Annotated in this window: 15 protein-coding genes; 7 read left to right on the top strand and 8 right to left on the bottom strand. The window is 47.4% G+C overall.

Features of this window, described 5'->3' with window-relative positions:
• Nucleotides 1-36 precede the first annotated feature (36 nt).
• Entirely contained in the window at nt 37-2,067 is a 2,031-nt protein-coding gene (locus EJV45_RS14350; protein WP_129716536.1) for a M13 family metallopeptidase, read from the top strand.
• 29 nt (nt 2,068-2,096) lie between these two features.
• Here EJV45_RS14350 and EJV45_RS14345 read toward each other — a convergent pair whose 3' ends face one another.
• Nucleotides 2,097-2,438 carry an MmcQ/YjbR family DNA-binding protein gene (locus EJV45_RS14345; protein WP_129716534.1) on the bottom strand — a complete coding sequence of 114 codons (342 nt, stop codon included), beginning with the start codon at nt 2,436-2,438 and terminating at the stop codon, nt 2,097-2,099.
• A 92-nt stretch (nt 2,439-2,530) separates the two neighbouring features.
• Between EJV45_RS14345 and mnmD the strand changes: the two genes are divergently transcribed.
• From mnmD to mazG, 5 genes are all read left to right on the top strand, one after another.
• On the top strand, nt 2,531-3,193 hold the full coding sequence (gene mnmD / locus EJV45_RS14340) for a tRNA (5-methylaminomethyl-2-thiouridine)(34)-methyltransferase MnmD (RefSeq protein ID WP_129716532.1): 663 nt from the start codon (nt 2,531-2,533) through the stop codon (nt 3,191-3,193).
• 110 nt (nt 3,194-3,303) lie between these two features.
• On the top strand, nt 3,304-4,254 hold the full coding sequence (locus EJV45_RS14335) for an aldo/keto reductase (RefSeq protein WP_129716530.1): 951 nt from the start codon (nt 3,304-3,306) through the stop codon (nt 4,252-4,254).
• 81 nt (nt 4,255-4,335) lie between these two features.
• Nucleotides 4,336-5,454: an AI-2E family transporter gene (locus EJV45_RS14330; RefSeq protein WP_129716528.1), complete on the top strand. Its 1,119-nt coding sequence runs from the start codon at nt 4,336-4,338 to the stop codon at nt 5,452-5,454.
• Nucleotides 5,455-5,477: 23 nt separating this feature from the next.
• Nucleotides 5,478-5,942: a hypothetical protein gene (locus EJV45_RS14325; protein ID WP_129716526.1), complete on the top strand. Its 465-nt coding sequence runs from the start codon at nt 5,478-5,480 to the stop codon at nt 5,940-5,942.
• 33 nt (nt 5,943-5,975) lie between these two features.
• Nucleotides 5,976-6,779 (top strand): nucleoside triphosphate pyrophosphohydrolase, encoded by an 804-nt coding sequence (gene mazG / locus EJV45_RS14320; RefSeq protein ID WP_129716524.1) that lies wholly within the window; start codon nt 5,976-5,978, stop codon nt 6,777-6,779.
• 594 nt (nt 6,780-7,373) lie between these two features.
• Here mazG and EJV45_RS14315 read toward each other — a convergent pair.
• On the bottom strand, nt 7,374-8,594 hold the full coding sequence (locus tag EJV45_RS14315) for an FtsX-like permease family protein (protein ID WP_129716522.1): 1,221 nt from the start codon (nt 8,592-8,594) through the stop codon (nt 7,374-7,376).
• A gap of 165 nt (nt 8,595-8,759) precedes the next feature.
• Between EJV45_RS14315 and EJV45_RS14310 the strand changes: the two genes are divergently transcribed.
• Nucleotides 8,760-8,975 carry a hypothetical protein gene (locus EJV45_RS14310; RefSeq protein ID WP_129716520.1) on the top strand — a complete coding sequence of 72 codons (216 nt, stop codon included), beginning with the start codon at nt 8,760-8,762 and terminating at the stop codon, nt 8,973-8,975.
• 76 nt (nt 8,976-9,051) lie between these two features.
• Here the strand turns inward: EJV45_RS14310 and EJV45_RS19505 are convergent, their stop codons facing one another.
• From EJV45_RS19505 to EJV45_RS14290, 6 genes are all read right to left on the bottom strand, one after another.
• Nucleotides 9,052-9,195 (bottom strand): hypothetical protein, encoded by a 144-nt coding sequence (locus EJV45_RS19505; protein ID WP_165305064.1) that lies wholly within the window; start codon nt 9,193-9,195, stop codon nt 9,052-9,054.
• Nucleotides 9,196-9,244: 49 nt separating this feature from the next.
• A complete protein-coding gene (locus EJV45_RS19570) occupies nt 9,245-10,030 on the bottom strand; it encodes a DNA primase small subunit domain-containing protein (RefSeq protein WP_240755295.1) in 786 nt (261 codons plus the stop codon).
• Between the two features lie 20 nt (nt 10,031-10,050).
• Complete coding sequence (gene ligD / locus EJV45_RS14305) at nt 10,051-11,787, bottom strand: non-homologous end-joining DNA ligase (protein WP_205942394.1); 1,737 nt, start codon at nt 11,785-11,787, stop codon at nt 10,051-10,053.
• A gap of 12 nt (nt 11,788-11,799) precedes the next feature.
• The gene (locus tag EJV45_RS14300; protein ID WP_129716518.1) at nt 11,800-12,567 is read right to left on the bottom strand and encodes a Ku protein; all 768 of its coding nucleotides are present in this window, start codon (nt 12,565-12,567) and stop codon (nt 11,800-11,802) included.
• Between the two features lie 139 nt (nt 12,568-12,706).
• Nucleotides 12,707-14,662, bottom strand: coding sequence for a 1,4-alpha-glucan branching protein GlgB (gene glgB / locus EJV45_RS14295; RefSeq protein ID WP_129716516.1), 1,956 nt, complete (start codon nt 14,660-14,662; stop codon nt 12,707-12,709).
• Nucleotides 14,663-14,683: 21 nt separating this feature from the next.
• Entirely contained in the window at nt 14,684-17,146 is a 2,463-nt protein-coding gene (locus EJV45_RS14290) for a glycoside hydrolase family 31 protein (RefSeq protein ID WP_129716514.1), read from the bottom strand.
• Between the last annotated feature and the right edge of the window lie 33 nt (nt 17,147-17,179).

Here is a 17,179-nt window from a genome sequence, read left to right as displayed (position 1 = left end):
ATTTCATAAATTCAGCCTTTTATTGAGTTGAATTTTATGAACTATCAAAAAGTAGCAAAGCTTGTTCTTGCAGCAGGTTTCCTGGCAGGCGCGGTTGACGCCTCTGCGCAGCGGAAATTTATTGATCCGGCAAATATGGATCTGTCTGTAAAACCAGGCGACGATTTTTACCAGTATGCAAGCGGTACCTGGATAAAAAACAATCCGGTGCCGGCAAAAGAAACCCGTTGGGGAAGTTTCAACGAACTTCGTGATTTTAACATCAACGCTGTCCGCGGGCTTGTGGAAGAGGCAGCTGCTGACAGAAATGCACCGGCCGGCTCGGTAAAAAGACGTGTGGGCGATTTTTATGCAGCGGCTATGGATAGCCTGACGATTGAAAAACTGGGCTATACTCCGATCAAACCTGATCTGGCCAGAATAGCACAGATTAAAGATGTTCAGGGAATTTTAAATGAGATCGCATTTATGCGCACTTCGGGCATCGGGGCGCCTCTTTTCGGTTTTGGCATAGGTCAGGATCGAAAAAATGTAAACAAATACATGGTCAACCTGGGCCAGGGCGGTACTTCACTTGCAGATCGCGACTATTATCTGAAAGACGACGCACGCTCTAAAGCGATTCGCGAAGCCTACAACAAATACATGGTTACGCTTTTCACGCTTACCGGAAGCTCGCCTGAACAGGCAGCAAAAAAAGCCTCGACAGTATTTGAAATTGAGAAAAAGCTTGCCGAAGCGCAAATGAGCCGTGTAGAAATGCGCGACCCGTACAAAACCTATAACAAGTTTACCGTAGCAGAATTCAGCAAAACGACCCCAAACATTGACTGGAGCAAGTACCTGCTCAAATTCAAGGTTCCCGCTCAGGACAGTATCCTGGTTTCCTCTCCAAAATTTTTTACAACCGTAGATGGCATGCTTAAATCTGTGCCTGTTGCCGACTGGAAGACTTACCTTGAATGGAATGTATTGCGCGGGTCTGCGGCAAATCTTAGCTCCCCGTTCGTACAGGCATCTTTTGAATACACCCGCGCGCAAACAGGTCAGCGCGTTCAGACACCACGCTGGCAGCGGATGTCTCAACTGACTGATGGCGCTGTAGGCGAACTACTCGGTCAGCTTTACGTAGCCAAATACTTTAAACCAGAGGCAAAGGCGCGTATGGACGAGCTGATTGCCAATCTGCGCAAGGCGTTCGAAATTCGGATTAAAGGCCTGGACTGGATGAGCCCTGAAACAAAGGAAAAGGCGCTTGCCAAGCTCCATGCGTTCAGACCTAAGGTTGGCTATCCTGAAAAATGGAAAACCTATAACGGACTTGTCATTAATCGCGGAACATACTTTCAGAACCTGCGTAATGTAGGCGCGTGGGGTTACAAAGAGTCTGTAGACCAACTGGGTAAACCTGTAGACAGAACACGTTTCGGCATGACACCTCCTACAGTAAACGCCTATTACAGCGCAACCATGAATGAGATCGTATTCCCTGCGGGCATTCTGCAGTTTCCATTCTTTGATCCTAATGCGGATGATGCCATAAACTACGGCGGAATCGGTGCGGTAATCGGACATGAGATGTCACACGGCTTTGACGACAGCGGCAGTCAGTATGACAAAGATGGCAACCTGAAGAACTGGTGGACAGCCGAAGACCGCAAAAAGTTTGATGAGAAGGCTGCTGCCCTTGGAAAACAATTTGATGCATACACCGTTCTCGATACCATTCATGTTAACGGTAAGCTGACCATGGGCGAAAACATCGGCGATCTTGGCGGACTGAATGCGGCTTACACGGCTTTCAAAATGACCAGGCAGGGCCAGTCAAATGAGAAAATAGATGGTTTTACACCTGATCAGCGTTTCTTCCTGTCATGGGCGCAGGTTTGGCGCGGAAATATCCTGCCAGAAAGCGCAGCGCAGCAGATCAAGACTGACCCGCACTCACCCGGTGAATTCCGTACCATCGGCGCTCCTGTCAACATGGACGCCTGGTATAAAGCCTTTGATGTACAACCAGGACAAAAACTTTATAAAAAGCCTGAAGACCGCATCCGGATGTGGTAACTCACAGATAACGCTTACAGCATTGAAAGCTACAGGTACTTCGCCTGTAGCTTTTTTGTTAATTTAGAAATAACAAGCCGGCGGCTGTTTGCAACCCATGACTGCAGCTCGTGCTCTGGAAAAACGTCCAGGCTCTCGGCCAACGCCCACTGCCGCTTTGCCGAGTATGGCGCCTGCAAAACACCAGTACGTTTGATCAGCTCATCGAATGCTTCAGGTTCGATCTTGAAGCTGAAAGCGTGCGGGGCTGTAAGGGAACACATAATGTAAATCTTATTTTCTACCAGGAAACACAAATGGTCTCCCCATTTTACGTCTTCAGTCGTTCCCGGCAGGCCCAGGCAAAAATCTCTGAAAGTTTCGATATCCATTGCAGCAATATTGATGACCAAATATAATCGTATTTTAATCGTGTCAGTTCAGCCCGGCGCATATCCTGAAAATCGTGTAAGTTTGCTCTTACATGAATATTCTTACGCCTACGGCCGATGGTTCAAACACTTTTTTCAGCGAACAGATCGGCGAACACTACCATAGCAAACATGGTGCTTTGCAGGAATCGCAGCATGTTTTTATCAATGCCGGATTGCTGGAAGCTAAAACCGGTAAAACGGAACTTTCCATTTTTGAAGTAGGCTTTGGAACCGGCCTCAATTTTCTGCTCAGCCTTGACTACTGTATCCAGTCAGAACTCAGACTAAACTATACTTCGGTAGAAGCGTATCCGCTGAGTCATGCCGAACTTTCGGCAACGGGATACCAGAACTTTGTACATGCAGCCGCCTGGGAAACGCTTCAAAACGGCTATACAATAGCGCTTCAGGGAGAGGCACCGCTTCCCGGCGGCGGCTCGTTCAATATCCCGGTTACGTCCTTTCAGGACTTTCAAACTACTGATCAGTTTGATCTTTTGTACTACGATGCATTTTCGGTCAGGCATCAGCCTGAATTATGGACAGACGAGTGCATTGCGCATGCCGCATCGCTGTTAAAACCGGGGGGAATTTTTGTGACGTATGCCATCACCGGTAAATTAAAGAGAGCGTTAAAGGCCGCCGGCTGCGAGATCGAGAAATTGCCCGGGGCACCGGGAAAACGGGAAATGCTGCGCGCAAGACGATTTTAAAGCCAGTGTAAAGTCTGACAGCGGCAAGTCCGGATACAGATTATTTACACTCAGGCGACGGTCTTCTTAAACAGGCAGGCGATTCAATTGTTGAATAAAAAAACAGTACCATGGAAAAAAGAAAACTTGGCGGTTCAGACCTGCTGGTCGCTCCGATTACATTCGGAGGGAATGTATTTGGCTGGACCGTTGACGAACAAAAATCATTTGAGATCCTGGACGGGTTCTTTGCCGCGGGGTTCAATTTTATAGATACTGCCGACGTTTATTCACGCTGGGTTCCTGACAACCGGGGCGGCGAATCTGAAACGATCATTGGAAAGTGGATGAAAAGCCGTGGCAACCGGGATCAGGTTGTGCTGGCAACAAAGGTGGGCGGCGATATGGGCCAGGGCAGAAAGGACCTCTCCCGCAGACATATTTTTTCTGCAGTTGACGCGTCGCTGCAACGTCTGCAGACCGATTATATTGACCTTTACCAGAGCCATTACGACGTTCCTGAGATACCGCTCGAAGAGACGTTAGGGGCATTTGATGAACTTGTGAAACAGGGAAAGGTACGGTGGATCGGTGCTTCGAATTTTTCCGCCGAAAGGCTTAAAGAGGCGCTCACCTTCAGTAAAGAAAATCATCTGGCGAAATATCAGACATTTCAGCCCGAGTATAATCTGTTTTCACGCGAAGGTTTTGAAGCAGAACAGGAAAAGGTGTGTCTTGAACAGGAACTTGGCGTTATCAATTATTATGCGCTGGCAAGCGGATTTTTGACAGGCAAGTACCGCAGCGAAGCAGACTTTTCAAAGAGCGCCCGCGGAGCCGCCATGAAATCATATTTTACCCATCGCGGAATGGAGATCCTGAAAGCACTGGACGAGGTGGCAGAAAATCACAACATATCGCAGGCCAGCGTTGCGTTGGCCTGGTTGCTGGCACGCCCGTCGGTTACCGCACCCATTGCCAGTGTGACAGGACTTGAACAACTTAAATCTTTTTCTGACGCGGTAAATGTAACCCTAAGCGCCGCTGAAGTAGATCTGCTGAACAAGGCAAGCAATTATTAGCAGTCGAAATCGATCTAAAAGCCTTGCCGGTAAAAAATCGGTAAGGCTTTTGCTTTGCCAGTCAGTTCACAATCTGAAACCATGACCGACAAAACATTGTCTCTGCCATTCCTGGCAAAGCTGGCACTCACACTATTTTCGATCGTTACCCTTGGCTACCTCATTATACTTGGCCACACAATCCTGGCTCCGCTCTTTTTTTCATTTCTTCTGGCACTTATCCTGCTACCCCTGGCGGGCTTTCTTGAAAAAAAATGGAAGTTCAAACGGGGATTGGCATCCATTGTTTCGGTGGTGCTCATGATCTGTGCCATATCAGGCATCATGTATTTTTTTGGTACCCGCCTTGCCGAACTGTGGCAGGACTGGCCGCTGCTGAAGGTGCAGGTCACAACGTCCTTTCATGAGTTGCAAAAGTGGATTTCTGAAACTTTTGAGATCGATGTTAAAAAGCAATTGGCTTACATTAATGACAGCGCTGAAAAAGCACTGACCACCAGTGCAGCGGTAGTCGGAACAACGCTGCTTACCCTTTCATCGACATTTCTGTTTCTGGGCTTTACCTTATTGTTCACATTCTTCATTCTGAATTATCGCCGGGTACTCTTCACTTTTCTTACCTCGGTATTCAAAAAGGAACATACAGAGACAGTAACCGCTATCGTAAACCAAATTCAGCTGATCATCAAAAAGTATATCATTGGCCTCTTTCTTCAAATGCTTATCGTAACGGTCATGATGATTGCAGTGCTGTCCTTGCTGGGCGTAAAATATGCTGTCCTGCTTGGGCTCGTCTCAGGAATCTTTAACGTTGTGCCGTATCTGGGTATTCTGTTCGCTCTGCTGGTCAGCGTACTTATTACCTTTGCCACGGCAGGCGCTGCAAAGGTATTGCTTGTTGTGATCGCCTTCGTTGCCGTTCACGCTGTTGACGGCAATGTGCTTATGCCTCTGGTTGTGGGATCAAAAGTAAAGATCAACGCACTGATCGCGTTTATCGGCATCGTATTGGGCGAAATGATCTGGGGTATATCGGGCATGTTTCTGTGCATCCCTTTTCTGGCTATCCTGAAAATTATATTTGACCATGTTGACTCGCTGCAACCATGGGGCAAGTTGCTTGGTGAGGAAGAAAAGCCGAATCGAAAACGAAAGACCTACCGCATTACCAAAAAAATAAAACTCGAAGAGCGGGAATAACGTTAATAGCCCAAACCACCTCAATGAAACCGTTTTACGTACTGATCATCTCCTTTGTTATCGTCCTGCTGATTTCCAAATATTCTGACGTGGATCAGCATCAGATCTTTGCGGGCAATTCCGCCATGTCTATTATGTTGCTGTTTACTGCCATGGGCCACTTCAGATTCAAAAAGGGTATGGAAATGATGATCCCGCCGCGCATCCCCTTCAAACGGCAGCTTGTTATGCTTACCGGGGTGTTTGAAATCCTTGCCGCCATCGGCCTCAGTTTCGACCAGACACGGTTTGCGACTGCACTTCTGCTGATCCTGTTTTTCCTGGCCGTTCTGCCGGCCAATATTTATACATCGCGTAACCGCATCAGCTACGAGAAGGGCGATAACACCGGTCCGGGTGTCAGCTACTTATGGTTCCGTTTGCCATTCCAGTTTTTTTTGATCGCCTGGGTTTGGTATTTTAGCATCCATTCTTACTCAACATTGTAAACCGCGGCCTGAACAGCCGCCTACATAAAGCCGATGCCAAATAACCCGATTCCCTTTCCGGGAACAGACCCTGCAACTGCCTTTGAAAGGCTTCTGACTGTTTTGTATACCCTGCGCACTGAGTGCCCCTGGGACAAGAAACAAACGATGGAAACGCTCAGGCACCTTACTATCGAGGAAACATATGAGCTTTCTGATGCCATCCTTGAGCAGGATCCGGATGAGATCAGAAAGGAACTCGGCGACCTGATGATGCATCTTGTTTTTTATGCACGCATTGCAGAAGAAGAACAAAAATTTTCAATTACCGAAGTGCTGAACGGTGTTTGCGACAAGCTTGTAAACCGGCATCCGCATATTTATGGCGACACGGCCGTACAAACAGATGAGGATGTAAAGCGCAATTGGGAACAGATCAAACTGCGTGAGGGAAACAAGTCTGTTCTGGGCGGTGTACCGTCTTCCCTGCCGGCACTGGTTAAAGCCAGCCGCATTCAGGAGAAAGCACGGGGTGTCGGTTTTGACTGGGATACGCGTGAGCAGGTTTGGGAAAAGGTTGAGGAGGAACTGCAGGAATTCAAAAATGAGTTCAACACCACAGAAGGGCAACCAGACCAGGAGCGTGCAGAATCAGAATTTGGTGATCTGCTTTTTTCGCTGATCAACTACGCAAGGTTTATAAATATCAATCCTGAGAACGCGCTGGAAAAAACGAACAAAAAGTTTATCAAACGTTTCCAGCACCTGGAGCAACGCGCCGCTGAAAACGGAAAAAGCCTGAGCGACATGACGCTTGGCGAAATGGACGTATATTGGAACGAAGCGAAGGGACTGTGACGGTAGCCAGATCCTTCCGCCGCTCCGCTCTGTCTGGATGACCCGTGAGAGGAGCCATGAGCCATGAATCATGAGTCAGGAACTGGGCGCAGAACCTCGCAATTAGATTAAAGAAAAAGGAATTCGTTAAGTTGAAAGTAAAAAGTTGAAAGTTGAAAGTCTGGGCGATGAACCCCTCAATGAGACCAACGAAAAAGGAAAAACTATGAAAGACCGCTTTAAGTTAAAAGTCAAAAGTGAAAAGTTGAAAGCCCTGGGCGCATAACCCCCCAATTAGACTAAATAAAGGGAGCAAAACCCCTTAATACGCATGACCGGCCGAGGGGCTTTGCAGCCTGTCAAAATACGAACTACGAATACCTGAATACTATTAAGCTCTCAGGACGCATATCTCAAATCTAACATCTAGAGCAGTTGCGCCCTGTCTAAATACGAACTACGAATACCTAAATACTATTAGGGTCTCAGGACGCATATCTCAAATCTAACATCTAGAGCAGTTGCGCCCTGTCTTAATACGAACTACGAATACCTGAATACTATCCAGGTCTCAGGACGCATATCTCAAATCTCAAATCTAGAGCAGTTGCTCCCTCACTTAAACCTGATCGCCTTCAGCGGTGAAACCCTGCTTACATACATCGCCGGGACGATAAGAACGATCAGGCTGATGACGATCGTAGCGACATTCAACCCGATTACATCGGTCAAATGGATTTCAACAGGAACATAGTTTAAAAAGTATGAGGTCTGGTTCAATGTAAACGCTTTGGTGTATAGCTGCAGGAACCCCAGGCCAAGACCGAGAATATTGCCCAGGAAGAGTCCGATCAGCACCAGATAAGCTGCGTTGTACAGGAAAATTTTCATAATTGTATAGTCGGTTGCACCCATTGATTTCAGCAAACCGATCATGTTTGCCCGCTCAAGGATCATAATCAGCAAAGCCGTGATCATATTAATCACCCCGACAATCATCATCAGCACCAGCAAAACCTTGGTATTCACATCGAGCAGATCAAGCCAGTTGAAGATGCCTGGATACACCCTGTTCAGAGGGTAAGAACGCAGGTTCCTGTCAATCTTTTCATACACCTGATCAGATACCGGCCCCAGCTGGGCGAAATCTTTGACACGCACCTCTATCCCGCCAACTTCACCCGGCGCCCAGTTATTTAGACGCTGAACCAGACTAATGCTCCCCAGCACAAAACCCTTGTCAATATTCTCGATGCCTACATTGTAGACACCCACAATTTCAAATTTACGCCGGCGGGGCGGATCCTGAACAAAATAAATGATAAACTCATCTCCCGCCTTCAGTTTCAGTCTGTTCGCGGTATAACTCGAGATCATGATCTCGCGGTTTGCTTTTACGCTATCGCGAAAATCGATGGTCCGGCCAGAAACGAGATGCTTTTTTATAAAATCAAACCGGTAGTTTTTGTCAACACCCTTAAAATTGATTCCTTCAATTTCATTATTGGCCGACATGATCGCGGGTTTCGTGGCAAAATATTGAAAGTGTTCGATCCGCTTGTTTGTACGAAGGTAATGCAGGGTACTGTCATCCGGCCGGAAAGGCGAATTTTCATAAGAGCCGTTCAGGTCATATTTGAAGATCTGGATATCGCCGATATACCCCCGAACCTTTTCCCTGATTTCTGTCTTGAAGCCTTTGATCACCGATACCGAGAGAATCATGACGGCAAGGCTCAGCATGACGCCTGCAATGGCAATCCGCACAATCAGCTTTGAGAAAGTGCGTTGGGATTTAATGGCCATCCGCCGGGCAATGAAGTACGAAAAATTCAAGATACGATCCTATTTGATATGGGCAAAAATGCTCAATTGATTTGATAACGCGGCAAATTTAGTTCCAATTCCTTTGGGATGCGCAGCCTTTATTCCGCAAACATTTGTTTCTGTCAGGATGTTAAAACTCTAATCAATCAATGATCTATCAAATACCAGCCTGTTATGAATACAGAAAAGAAACAAACAACAGACAAACCCGGAAGCAATTACCGGGAAAACATACCAAAAGATAAAGTTGACCAGGGCGAAAAGGTGGTAAAAAAACCTGAAGATAAAGATTATGATGAGAAGGACCCCAAATTCAAAAATCCGGCAAAAACGCGCGAACGCAGTGAGCAACCGGTAAATCCGGTCAAAAAAGCCCCGGACGAAGCCTGATCCACCGGCGGCGGAACGAAGAGCCGGCCCTACCAGCCTGCAAGCAAAATAAAAATAGCACAAACTCTACGATGTGCTATTTTTTCTTTGTCACCTTTACCTCTGTTGCGCTCTTGGCCGTTTTTGAATCCTTATCGGTCTTTGCTCCCCGCGCCTTATTGGTCGACTCGTTGTGGGTTTTCTCTTCTTCTTTGGGGGTTGTATTTTTATTCTTTGCCATGTCAAATCATATTAGCCTGTAAAAACAACAAGCTTACCGGGCCATGGTTTTATGAATCTTTATTTTTAGCAGCCTTGAACGTCTTCAATGCTTTCTGGAGATTATTCCGCGTTTTTAAAATATCCTTCCAGAGATCGCCTTTTTCTTTCAAACGGTCTGCCATGTTATAGATGGTGTAAGACCGCAGGTCCAGGTTTTCGTCAACCTCCTCCCATTCAAGCGGTGCAGACACAGTAGCATATGGCTTTGGCCGTACAGAATACGGTGCAGCAATTGTCTGCCCGCGGCGATTCTGCAGATAATCAAGATAGATTTTATTTTTACGTTTCGACGGACTCCGTTCCAGACTTGTCGTATCGGGATGCTCAGCCAGCACCTGCGTAGCAAGATAATGTACAAAGTCCTTACTGTTATCGTAGGTATATCCCGCTTTCAGCGGAATAAAAATATGCAATCCCTTTGATCCCGAAGTTTTGATAAATGAAGTAATGCCCATTTCCCCGAGAATGCGGTACGCGGTCCGGGCCACGTTTACGGCCTCAATGAACTCGATATCGTGAGGGTCAATATCAAAGACTGCAAATAGCGGCTCATCAGGCTTTTTAAAGGTGCTTAACCATGGGTTGATCTCAATGCAGCCAAGATTTACCATCCAAAGCAGCGTTGCTTCATCGTTACAAATCAGGTAATCGACATCTTTACCCGTGCTCTCCGAAAACATGGGGGCATACTTGATCCATTTTGGGATGGTCTCCGTGTCAAGGTCCTTCTGGAAAAAACCAGGAGCTGCAATCCCGTTCGGATGCCTGTTTAGCGACAAAGGCTTATCTTTCAGATTTGGAAGAATGTGGTCTTTTACCGAGCGGTAATAGTTGATAAGCTCTCCTTAGTGATTTTTTCCTTTGGCCAGTAAACCTTCTGGAGATTTGTAAGTTTAACGGATTTTGCGCCAAACTTCAGATTTTCGTCTTTTGTTGCTTCTTTTTTCACAGCGTTTTGTTTCGGTGAATCCTGTTCTTTCGATGCCGGCCCTGCTTTCTCCTGTTTCACCTCTACCGGCTTTTTATCAGGCCTCAGCCCTTTAAACACAGGGTGCCGCATGTGCCCGTCTTCAGTCCATTCGCTGAATGTCACTTCACATACAAGCTCCGGCTTTAGCCAGGCAATTTTACGTTCCATGGTCACCTTACCTGTTACCGGCTTCGTTTTCTGTTCAATGGCATGCATGGTATTGTAAAGTTCCTTGAGGCTTTTGTCGGTAAAACCACTACCGCAATTACCGATATACACCAGTTCATCATCCTTGTGCATACCGAGTACGAGCGACCGGAAATAATTTCGCCCGCCTTCAGGTTTCGTATACCCGATAATTACGGCTTCCTGTGCCAGGCTGAGTTTGATTTTCATCCAGCTATCACTCCGTTTTCCGGAACGGTAACTCTCGTCGCGTTTTGCTATTACGCCCTCCCAACCTTCTTTTCCGGCCTGGCTAAAGAGCTTTTCCCCGCCGGTAACATGTTCGCTAAACTTTACCGACTGACTCTTGAATTTTCCCAGCAGCGCTTTTAAAAGGTCCTTCCGCTTCAGCAGCGGCAAACCGGTCAGGTCATGCCCATTCAGGTAAAGCAGATCGAAGACATAATATTTCAGTTTTGTGTTACTTTCCTGCGCATCATAGTTTTGCAGCGCCTGAAACCGGCTTTGTCCGCTGGCATCTTCGGCAACCATTTCACCGTCAAGCAAAGCGTCGGCACCAAGCGACTTCAGTGATTTAGCTACCACTTCATACATATTTGTATAGTCCTGGCCGTTCCGCGAGATCAGCGTCACCTTACCTTTTTCTACAGCTGCACCGATCCGGTAACCATCGTATTTTTTCTCGAACACCACCGACGGATCGTCTTTCGGAAGCGCATCCACAAGTGTTGCCAGCATGGGTTTGTAGTCAGGAAAAGCTGGTTCTTCTTCATGCTTACCGACTGGCTGTTTGTCTGCCTTCTTCGGCTTTTTTTCCGGCGAAGCCGCCTTCTTTTTAAATTCTATACCGGCTTTCTTCACCGCGGCCCGTACATGGTCTTCTGCATCGTAGGCTGCGTCAGTGGCAAACTTATCACGGTGTTTAATCAGCAGCCAGGCATTATCCTGTTCACCTTCACGCGCATGAATTTTGACCAGAGCAAACTCACCTTTCATCTTTTTACCGTTCAGACTAAACTTAAGATTTCCTTCCTTAAGCCCTTTCCGAAGGCTTTTTATATCAGCATCCAGGGCTTTATAGGTGCCGCTGTCGAAAATACTGACCGTTCCCCCTCCGTAATGCCCCATTGGTATGGTGCCTTCGAAGGTTCGGTAGTCATACGGATGATCTTCCACCATCATGGCCAGGCGCTTGTCTGCAGGATTCAATGAAGGGCCTTTCGGAACCGCCCAGCTCTTCAAAACACCATCAAGTTCCAGCCTGAAATCGTAATGCAGCCGGCTGGCATGGTGTCGCTGAATCACAAACCTAAGGGTTTTGTTGTCTGACTTCCCTGCCTTGGGTTCTGACGTTTTTGTGAAATCTCTTTTTTTATGATATTCTTTCAGCGCCATATGGAGATCATTTTATGCCTGCTTTTTTGATCCGAGACTTTGCATCAATTGATCGTACAGATCGTCACTGACTTCTTTTTTCGGTTTCATCTTCTTAACGGTAGCCCGTTTGCCTTTGGCCTTCGCGCGGATAATTTTCATGAGCTCTCTGCTATACTCATCCTTAAATTCCGAAATATCGAACTTGTCGGTGTACTGCTTGATAAGCGCCATGCCCATGTCCAGTTCCTTTTTGCTGATCTTGATTTCGGGAACCTTTACTTCGGTGGTCTCCCTCACTTCTTCCTGGAAGCGGATTTTGGTAATCACAATGACCCCATTAAGCGGATGGATAACGCAGAGATTTTCTGTTTTGCGGAAAACGAACCTTGCCACGCCCGCTTTTTTCGATTTGATCAGCGACTGCAGCAAAAGCGCATACGCCTTTTTACCCTGCGCTTCCGGTTCCGCGTAATAACTCGTCTCGTAATAAATCGGATTGATTGCCGAGAGCTCTACGAAGTTCTCAAGTTCGATTACCCGGGTTTTCTCAGGTGCAGCCTCTTCAAAGTCATGGTCATCAAGTACCACCCACTTATCGTTTAACTTGTAACCGCGTACAATCTGGTCATACCCGACTTCTTTATGACTTTTTTCATTGACCCGCTGGTACCGGATCTTCTCATGATCTTTTTCGTCAAGCATTGTCAGGTCCAGGTTGCTGCTCTGCACGCCGGAATACAATTTTATAGGAATATTTACCAGGCCAAATCCTATGGCTCCTTTCCAGATCGATCTCATAACACTGCTGTTTAATCTAACAACAGGCTGATCTGATGATTGTTTTATCAGGACATAGTAAGCATTGCCTGAAAGGCGTAAAGGAGTATACCGGCCCTGTTGATGAGGAGCTTCCTGGATTACGACATTTAAGGAACGGCTAACGCCCCTTGCGTTTGAAGATGACCATGCTTAATGCGGGCAGATCTGTCTTGAGCGAAAAGCCGGATTGTTTGGATCCGGTAGCTGTTACGCCGTCAGGATTAACGTATCCGCTGCCGAAATACGTTCTATCGTCAGAATTGAACAGTTCGATCCATCTCCCCCCTGCATGCACGGGAATGTTGCATCCGTAGCGAACGACCGGGGTAAGGTTTAAGGCAATGATGAGTGTATCGGGCTCCCTTTTGCCTTTACGTTTATACAGATATACCGACTCGTCAGCGTTATCTGCATCGATCCACTCAAACCCTTCGTAACTGAAATTGAAGTGATGCAGTGCAGACTCACTGCGGTAAAGTTCATTTAACTTCCTGACGGTTTCCTGCATGCCCTTATGGGGTTCGAAACTGAGCAAGTGCCAGTCAAGGGATTCACGGAAGCGCCACTCATTGGTCTGTGCGAATTCATCGCCCATGAACAGAAGTTTTGTACCAGGATGGGTAAACATGTACCCGTATAATGCCCGTAAATTGGCAAACTTTTGCCATTCATCACCGGGCATTTTGTAGATCATTGGCGATTTTCCATGCACCACCTCATCATGCGACAGGGGCAGCATAAAATTTTCGGTAAAAGCATAGGTAATACTGAATGTCAGTCGGTGGTGCTGGTGTTTTCTGGCTATCGGGTCAAGTTTAAAATAGGCCAGTGTATCATTCATCCACCCCATCATCCACTTCATGCCAAAGCCCAGGCCCCCGGCGTGCACGGGATGGGTTACGCCAGGGTACGTGCTGCTTTCTTCGGCTATGGTGTGTACGCCTTTGAAATTGCCGTAAACCGCAATGTTAAGGTCCTGAAGAAACTGGATGGCGCCAAGGTTTTCACGTCCGCCCCGGTCGTTAAATGCGGCGTCGTCACCGCTCCGTGAAAAGTCATAGTAAAGCATAGAGGCCACGGCATCCACACGTAACCCGTCTGCGTGGTAACGATCCAGCCAGAACATGGCATTGCTGATCAGGAAAGACCTGACCTCATTTCTGTCATAATTAAATATGTAACTTTTCCAGTCGGGATGGAAGCCTTTTCGCATATCTGCATGCTCATAAAGATGCGTCCCGTCAAATTCATACAAGCCATGTGCATCGCCCGGAAAGTGCGAAGGCACCCAATCCAGTATGACACCAATGTTATGTTTATGGAGTTCGTCGATAAGATACATCAGATCCTGCGGTGTTCCGTAACGGGAACTTGCACCAAAGTAACCGGTAATCTGGTATCCCCACGACGGGTTGTAAGGGAATTCCATAACAGGCATCAGCTCTACATGGGTAAAGTTCATGTCCAGCAGATACGGAATCAACGCTGCGGCTGTTTCGCGGCAGGTTAGGATACGCTTCGGATTCGAAGGATCGCGCCGCCATGAACCCAGATGGATCTCATATACAGACATTGGTGCGTGAAAAACATCGCTTTTCGCACGTTTCGTGAGCCACCGTTTATCCGTCCACTTAAAATCGGTGTCCCAAACAATTGATGCCGTTCCGGGGGGCGTTTCCCATCGACGTGCATATGGATCACCTTTTTCTATTTCCTGCCCGTGAAATCCCCTGATAAAGTATTTATATACATCGCCTTTTCCTACAGCGGGAATAAAGCCTTCCCAGATGCCTGACCCGTCAAGCCGTTTGAAGAGCAGGTGATCGGCACGGCTCCAGCTGTTAAAACTGCCAATAACCCGTACTTCCTGCGCATTTGGTGCCCACACAGAAAAGTAGGTGCCTGCCGTCCCGTCAACAACGAGCGGATGCGCCCCCATCTTTTCATACATCCTGAAATGCTGCCCGCCTATAAAAAGGAAGATATCATAATCTGTAAACAGGCTGTGATACCAAACCGGTCCTGTGTGTGTTTCGTTGCCGGTTGTTTTCGGACTTGCTTTTCTTGCAGGCATGTGTCGTTTCGGTGTTTGGGTTTATGAGGCGATGATCTGTAACCGTGAAAAGTTACGGTTTGTTTTGAATCGCAGGCAGTTCTTTTCGTCCAGGCTAAATTCCGGTACTTCCCGGTCATCTACGAGTACTTTCCCCACGTTAAACGGCAGCCCGATCACCCGGAAATCATACAGTTCATACATCGATGTATAAAGGCCCTCAACCACCTGTTCAATATGCAGATTGCGCTCATCACCTTTTACGTTATATTTTTTTTCCAGATAGATGTCCTGTTCAAAGGCAAAAGTGTCGCCATGATCTTCATACAGGAATGAATTCACTTCGTAGTCTGAAAAGTATACGTTCAGCAACAGCTCATCGACGTTTTTTTCACCGACATATTGCATAACCGGGTATTCGGGTATAACCGAACCGGCTCTCGCAAACAGCGGCATATCTTCAAGTGCTGCCTGTACAACGTATTCGCTGCCGCCCTGTAAAAGTTCGTTTGTCCAGAAGTTGTACCACTGTCCTTTGGGAAGGTAGACCCTCCTGGAAGTTGCACCTTGCTCCAGAACCGGGCAAACCAGGATTTTATCGCCAAAAGTAAACTCATCCTGGCGGTAGTGGTTACTGATATTTTCCTGCTCCAGCATAACAAGCGGTCGCAGAATCGGGAAACCATACCGGTGATGTTCCCAGAACACCGAATACAAATAGGGCATGAGCCGGTACCGCAGCTCAATAAATTTCCGGTTTATAGATTCGAAAGGTTCGCCAAAACTCCAGGGCTCGCGTTCGCGGGTATCGCCTGCCGAATGCGCACGCATGAAAGGCGAAAATACCCCCATCTGTATCCAGCGGGTAAAGAGCTCGCCATCCGGTTCGCCGCTAAAACCGCCTATATCTGTGCCGGCAAAAGGAACACCGGATACAGACAGGCGCTGGCACTGTATGTTACCGATCTTCAGGTGTTCCCAGCTAGCCACGTTATCTCCTGTCCAGACGCAGGCATACCGCTGCACGCCGGAATATCCCGCGCGGGTAATGGTGAATGGCCTCTTATTCCGCTGCAATTTTCTAAGCCCGTCATAGGTCGACCGCACCATCTGCATCCCATACACGTTATGCGCTTTGCGGTGCGAACCGCGGTAACCGTCGTAATTGTGGCGCACATCGTTCGGAAAGGTGCCCGAGCCAAAAACCGCCGGCTCGTTCATATCGTTCCAGAAACCTGCAACGCCCATCTCTACCAGTTCCTTGTAAAGCCCGCCGAACCAGGTGCGCACTTTTGGATTGGTGAAATCAGGAAACTGGCAACGCCCGGGCCATACGTGCCCTTCCATGTAATAGTCGTCGCTGCGGCGGCAGAAATATCGCTTCTCCTTCCCTTCCTTAAAGACCCAGTAATTATCATCCACTTTGATGCCCGGGTCGATCATAACGACAGTCTTGAAGCCCTGATCGCTCAGGTCTTTGATCATCTTTTTGGGATCGGGAAAATATTTTTTATTCCAGGTAAAGCACCGGTAACCGTCCATATAGTCGATGTCGAGGTAGATCGCATCGCAGGGAATTTTACGTTCCCGGAAGTTACGCGCAATGTCTCTGACTTTCGCATCGGGATAGTAGCTCCAGCGGCACTGGTGATAACCAAGCGCCCAGCGCGGTGGCAGCTGATGCGTACCTGTAAGACTGTGGTAACGTTTAACCACATCCATCATGTGTGGTCCGTGAATATAATAATATTGAAGCTCGCCGCCGTCTGCCCAGAAGCTTGTCTTGGCTTCGTCTTCCCTGCCGAAATCAAAATATGAGCGGAACGTATTGTCGAAAAAGATACCGTAGGCTGCGCTGCCATGAATACCGATATAAAAAGGAATGGTACGGTACAGCGGATCTCGGTCCCACCCATACGAATAAGCATCGGTGTTCCAGTTTTCAAACCGTCTGCCGCGAAGGTTAAAGTTCCCCGACTTATCACCCAGCCCGAAGAAATTTTCTTCCCTGTTGCACTTTTTTGTTGCGAATACATAATAGCCCCCAAACTCCGTATTTTCTTCCCAATGCATGGGGGCGGCGTCTTCGCTCATAATCTGGCTGCTCACGTTATCGGCAAACGAAACGTGGAAGTCCGATTTATTAACAAAACAGGTAATTGTATTGGTGGCGATGGCATACCTGCTTTCATCCTCAGACATGCGGAATACGATGACTTTTTGATCAACTTCAGGCACCGCATAAGAAAAATCGTCAAGAAAAACGCCGTGAGGCGCAACCCTGACACGGATGATCTCATCGCTTACGACCCGGATCTCTACCTTGGCATCGCCATCTGTAAAATAAAAGCGGTTGCCTTCTTTCCTTACTGACCTGACAGCGCCCAGGTACTGTTTTTCAATAGGTTTGATATCTGTGACAGGATTGTTCAAATGCTGAACAATCTCTTCTGCTACCGTTTCTTCTTGGCTTATCTCCCGGTCTTGCCCGTTCTGCTCTTCCATATATCTGAAATTCTAAAAGGATCTGTACTTCGT

It is taken from the genome of Pedobacter sp. SYP-B3415, from assembly GCF_004138205.1.
In the GTDB taxonomy this organism is placed as follows: Bacteria; Bacteroidota; Bacteroidia; order Sphingobacteriales; family Sphingobacteriaceae; genus Pedobacter.
This window is presented reverse-complemented; position numbering and strand designations above follow the sequence as displayed.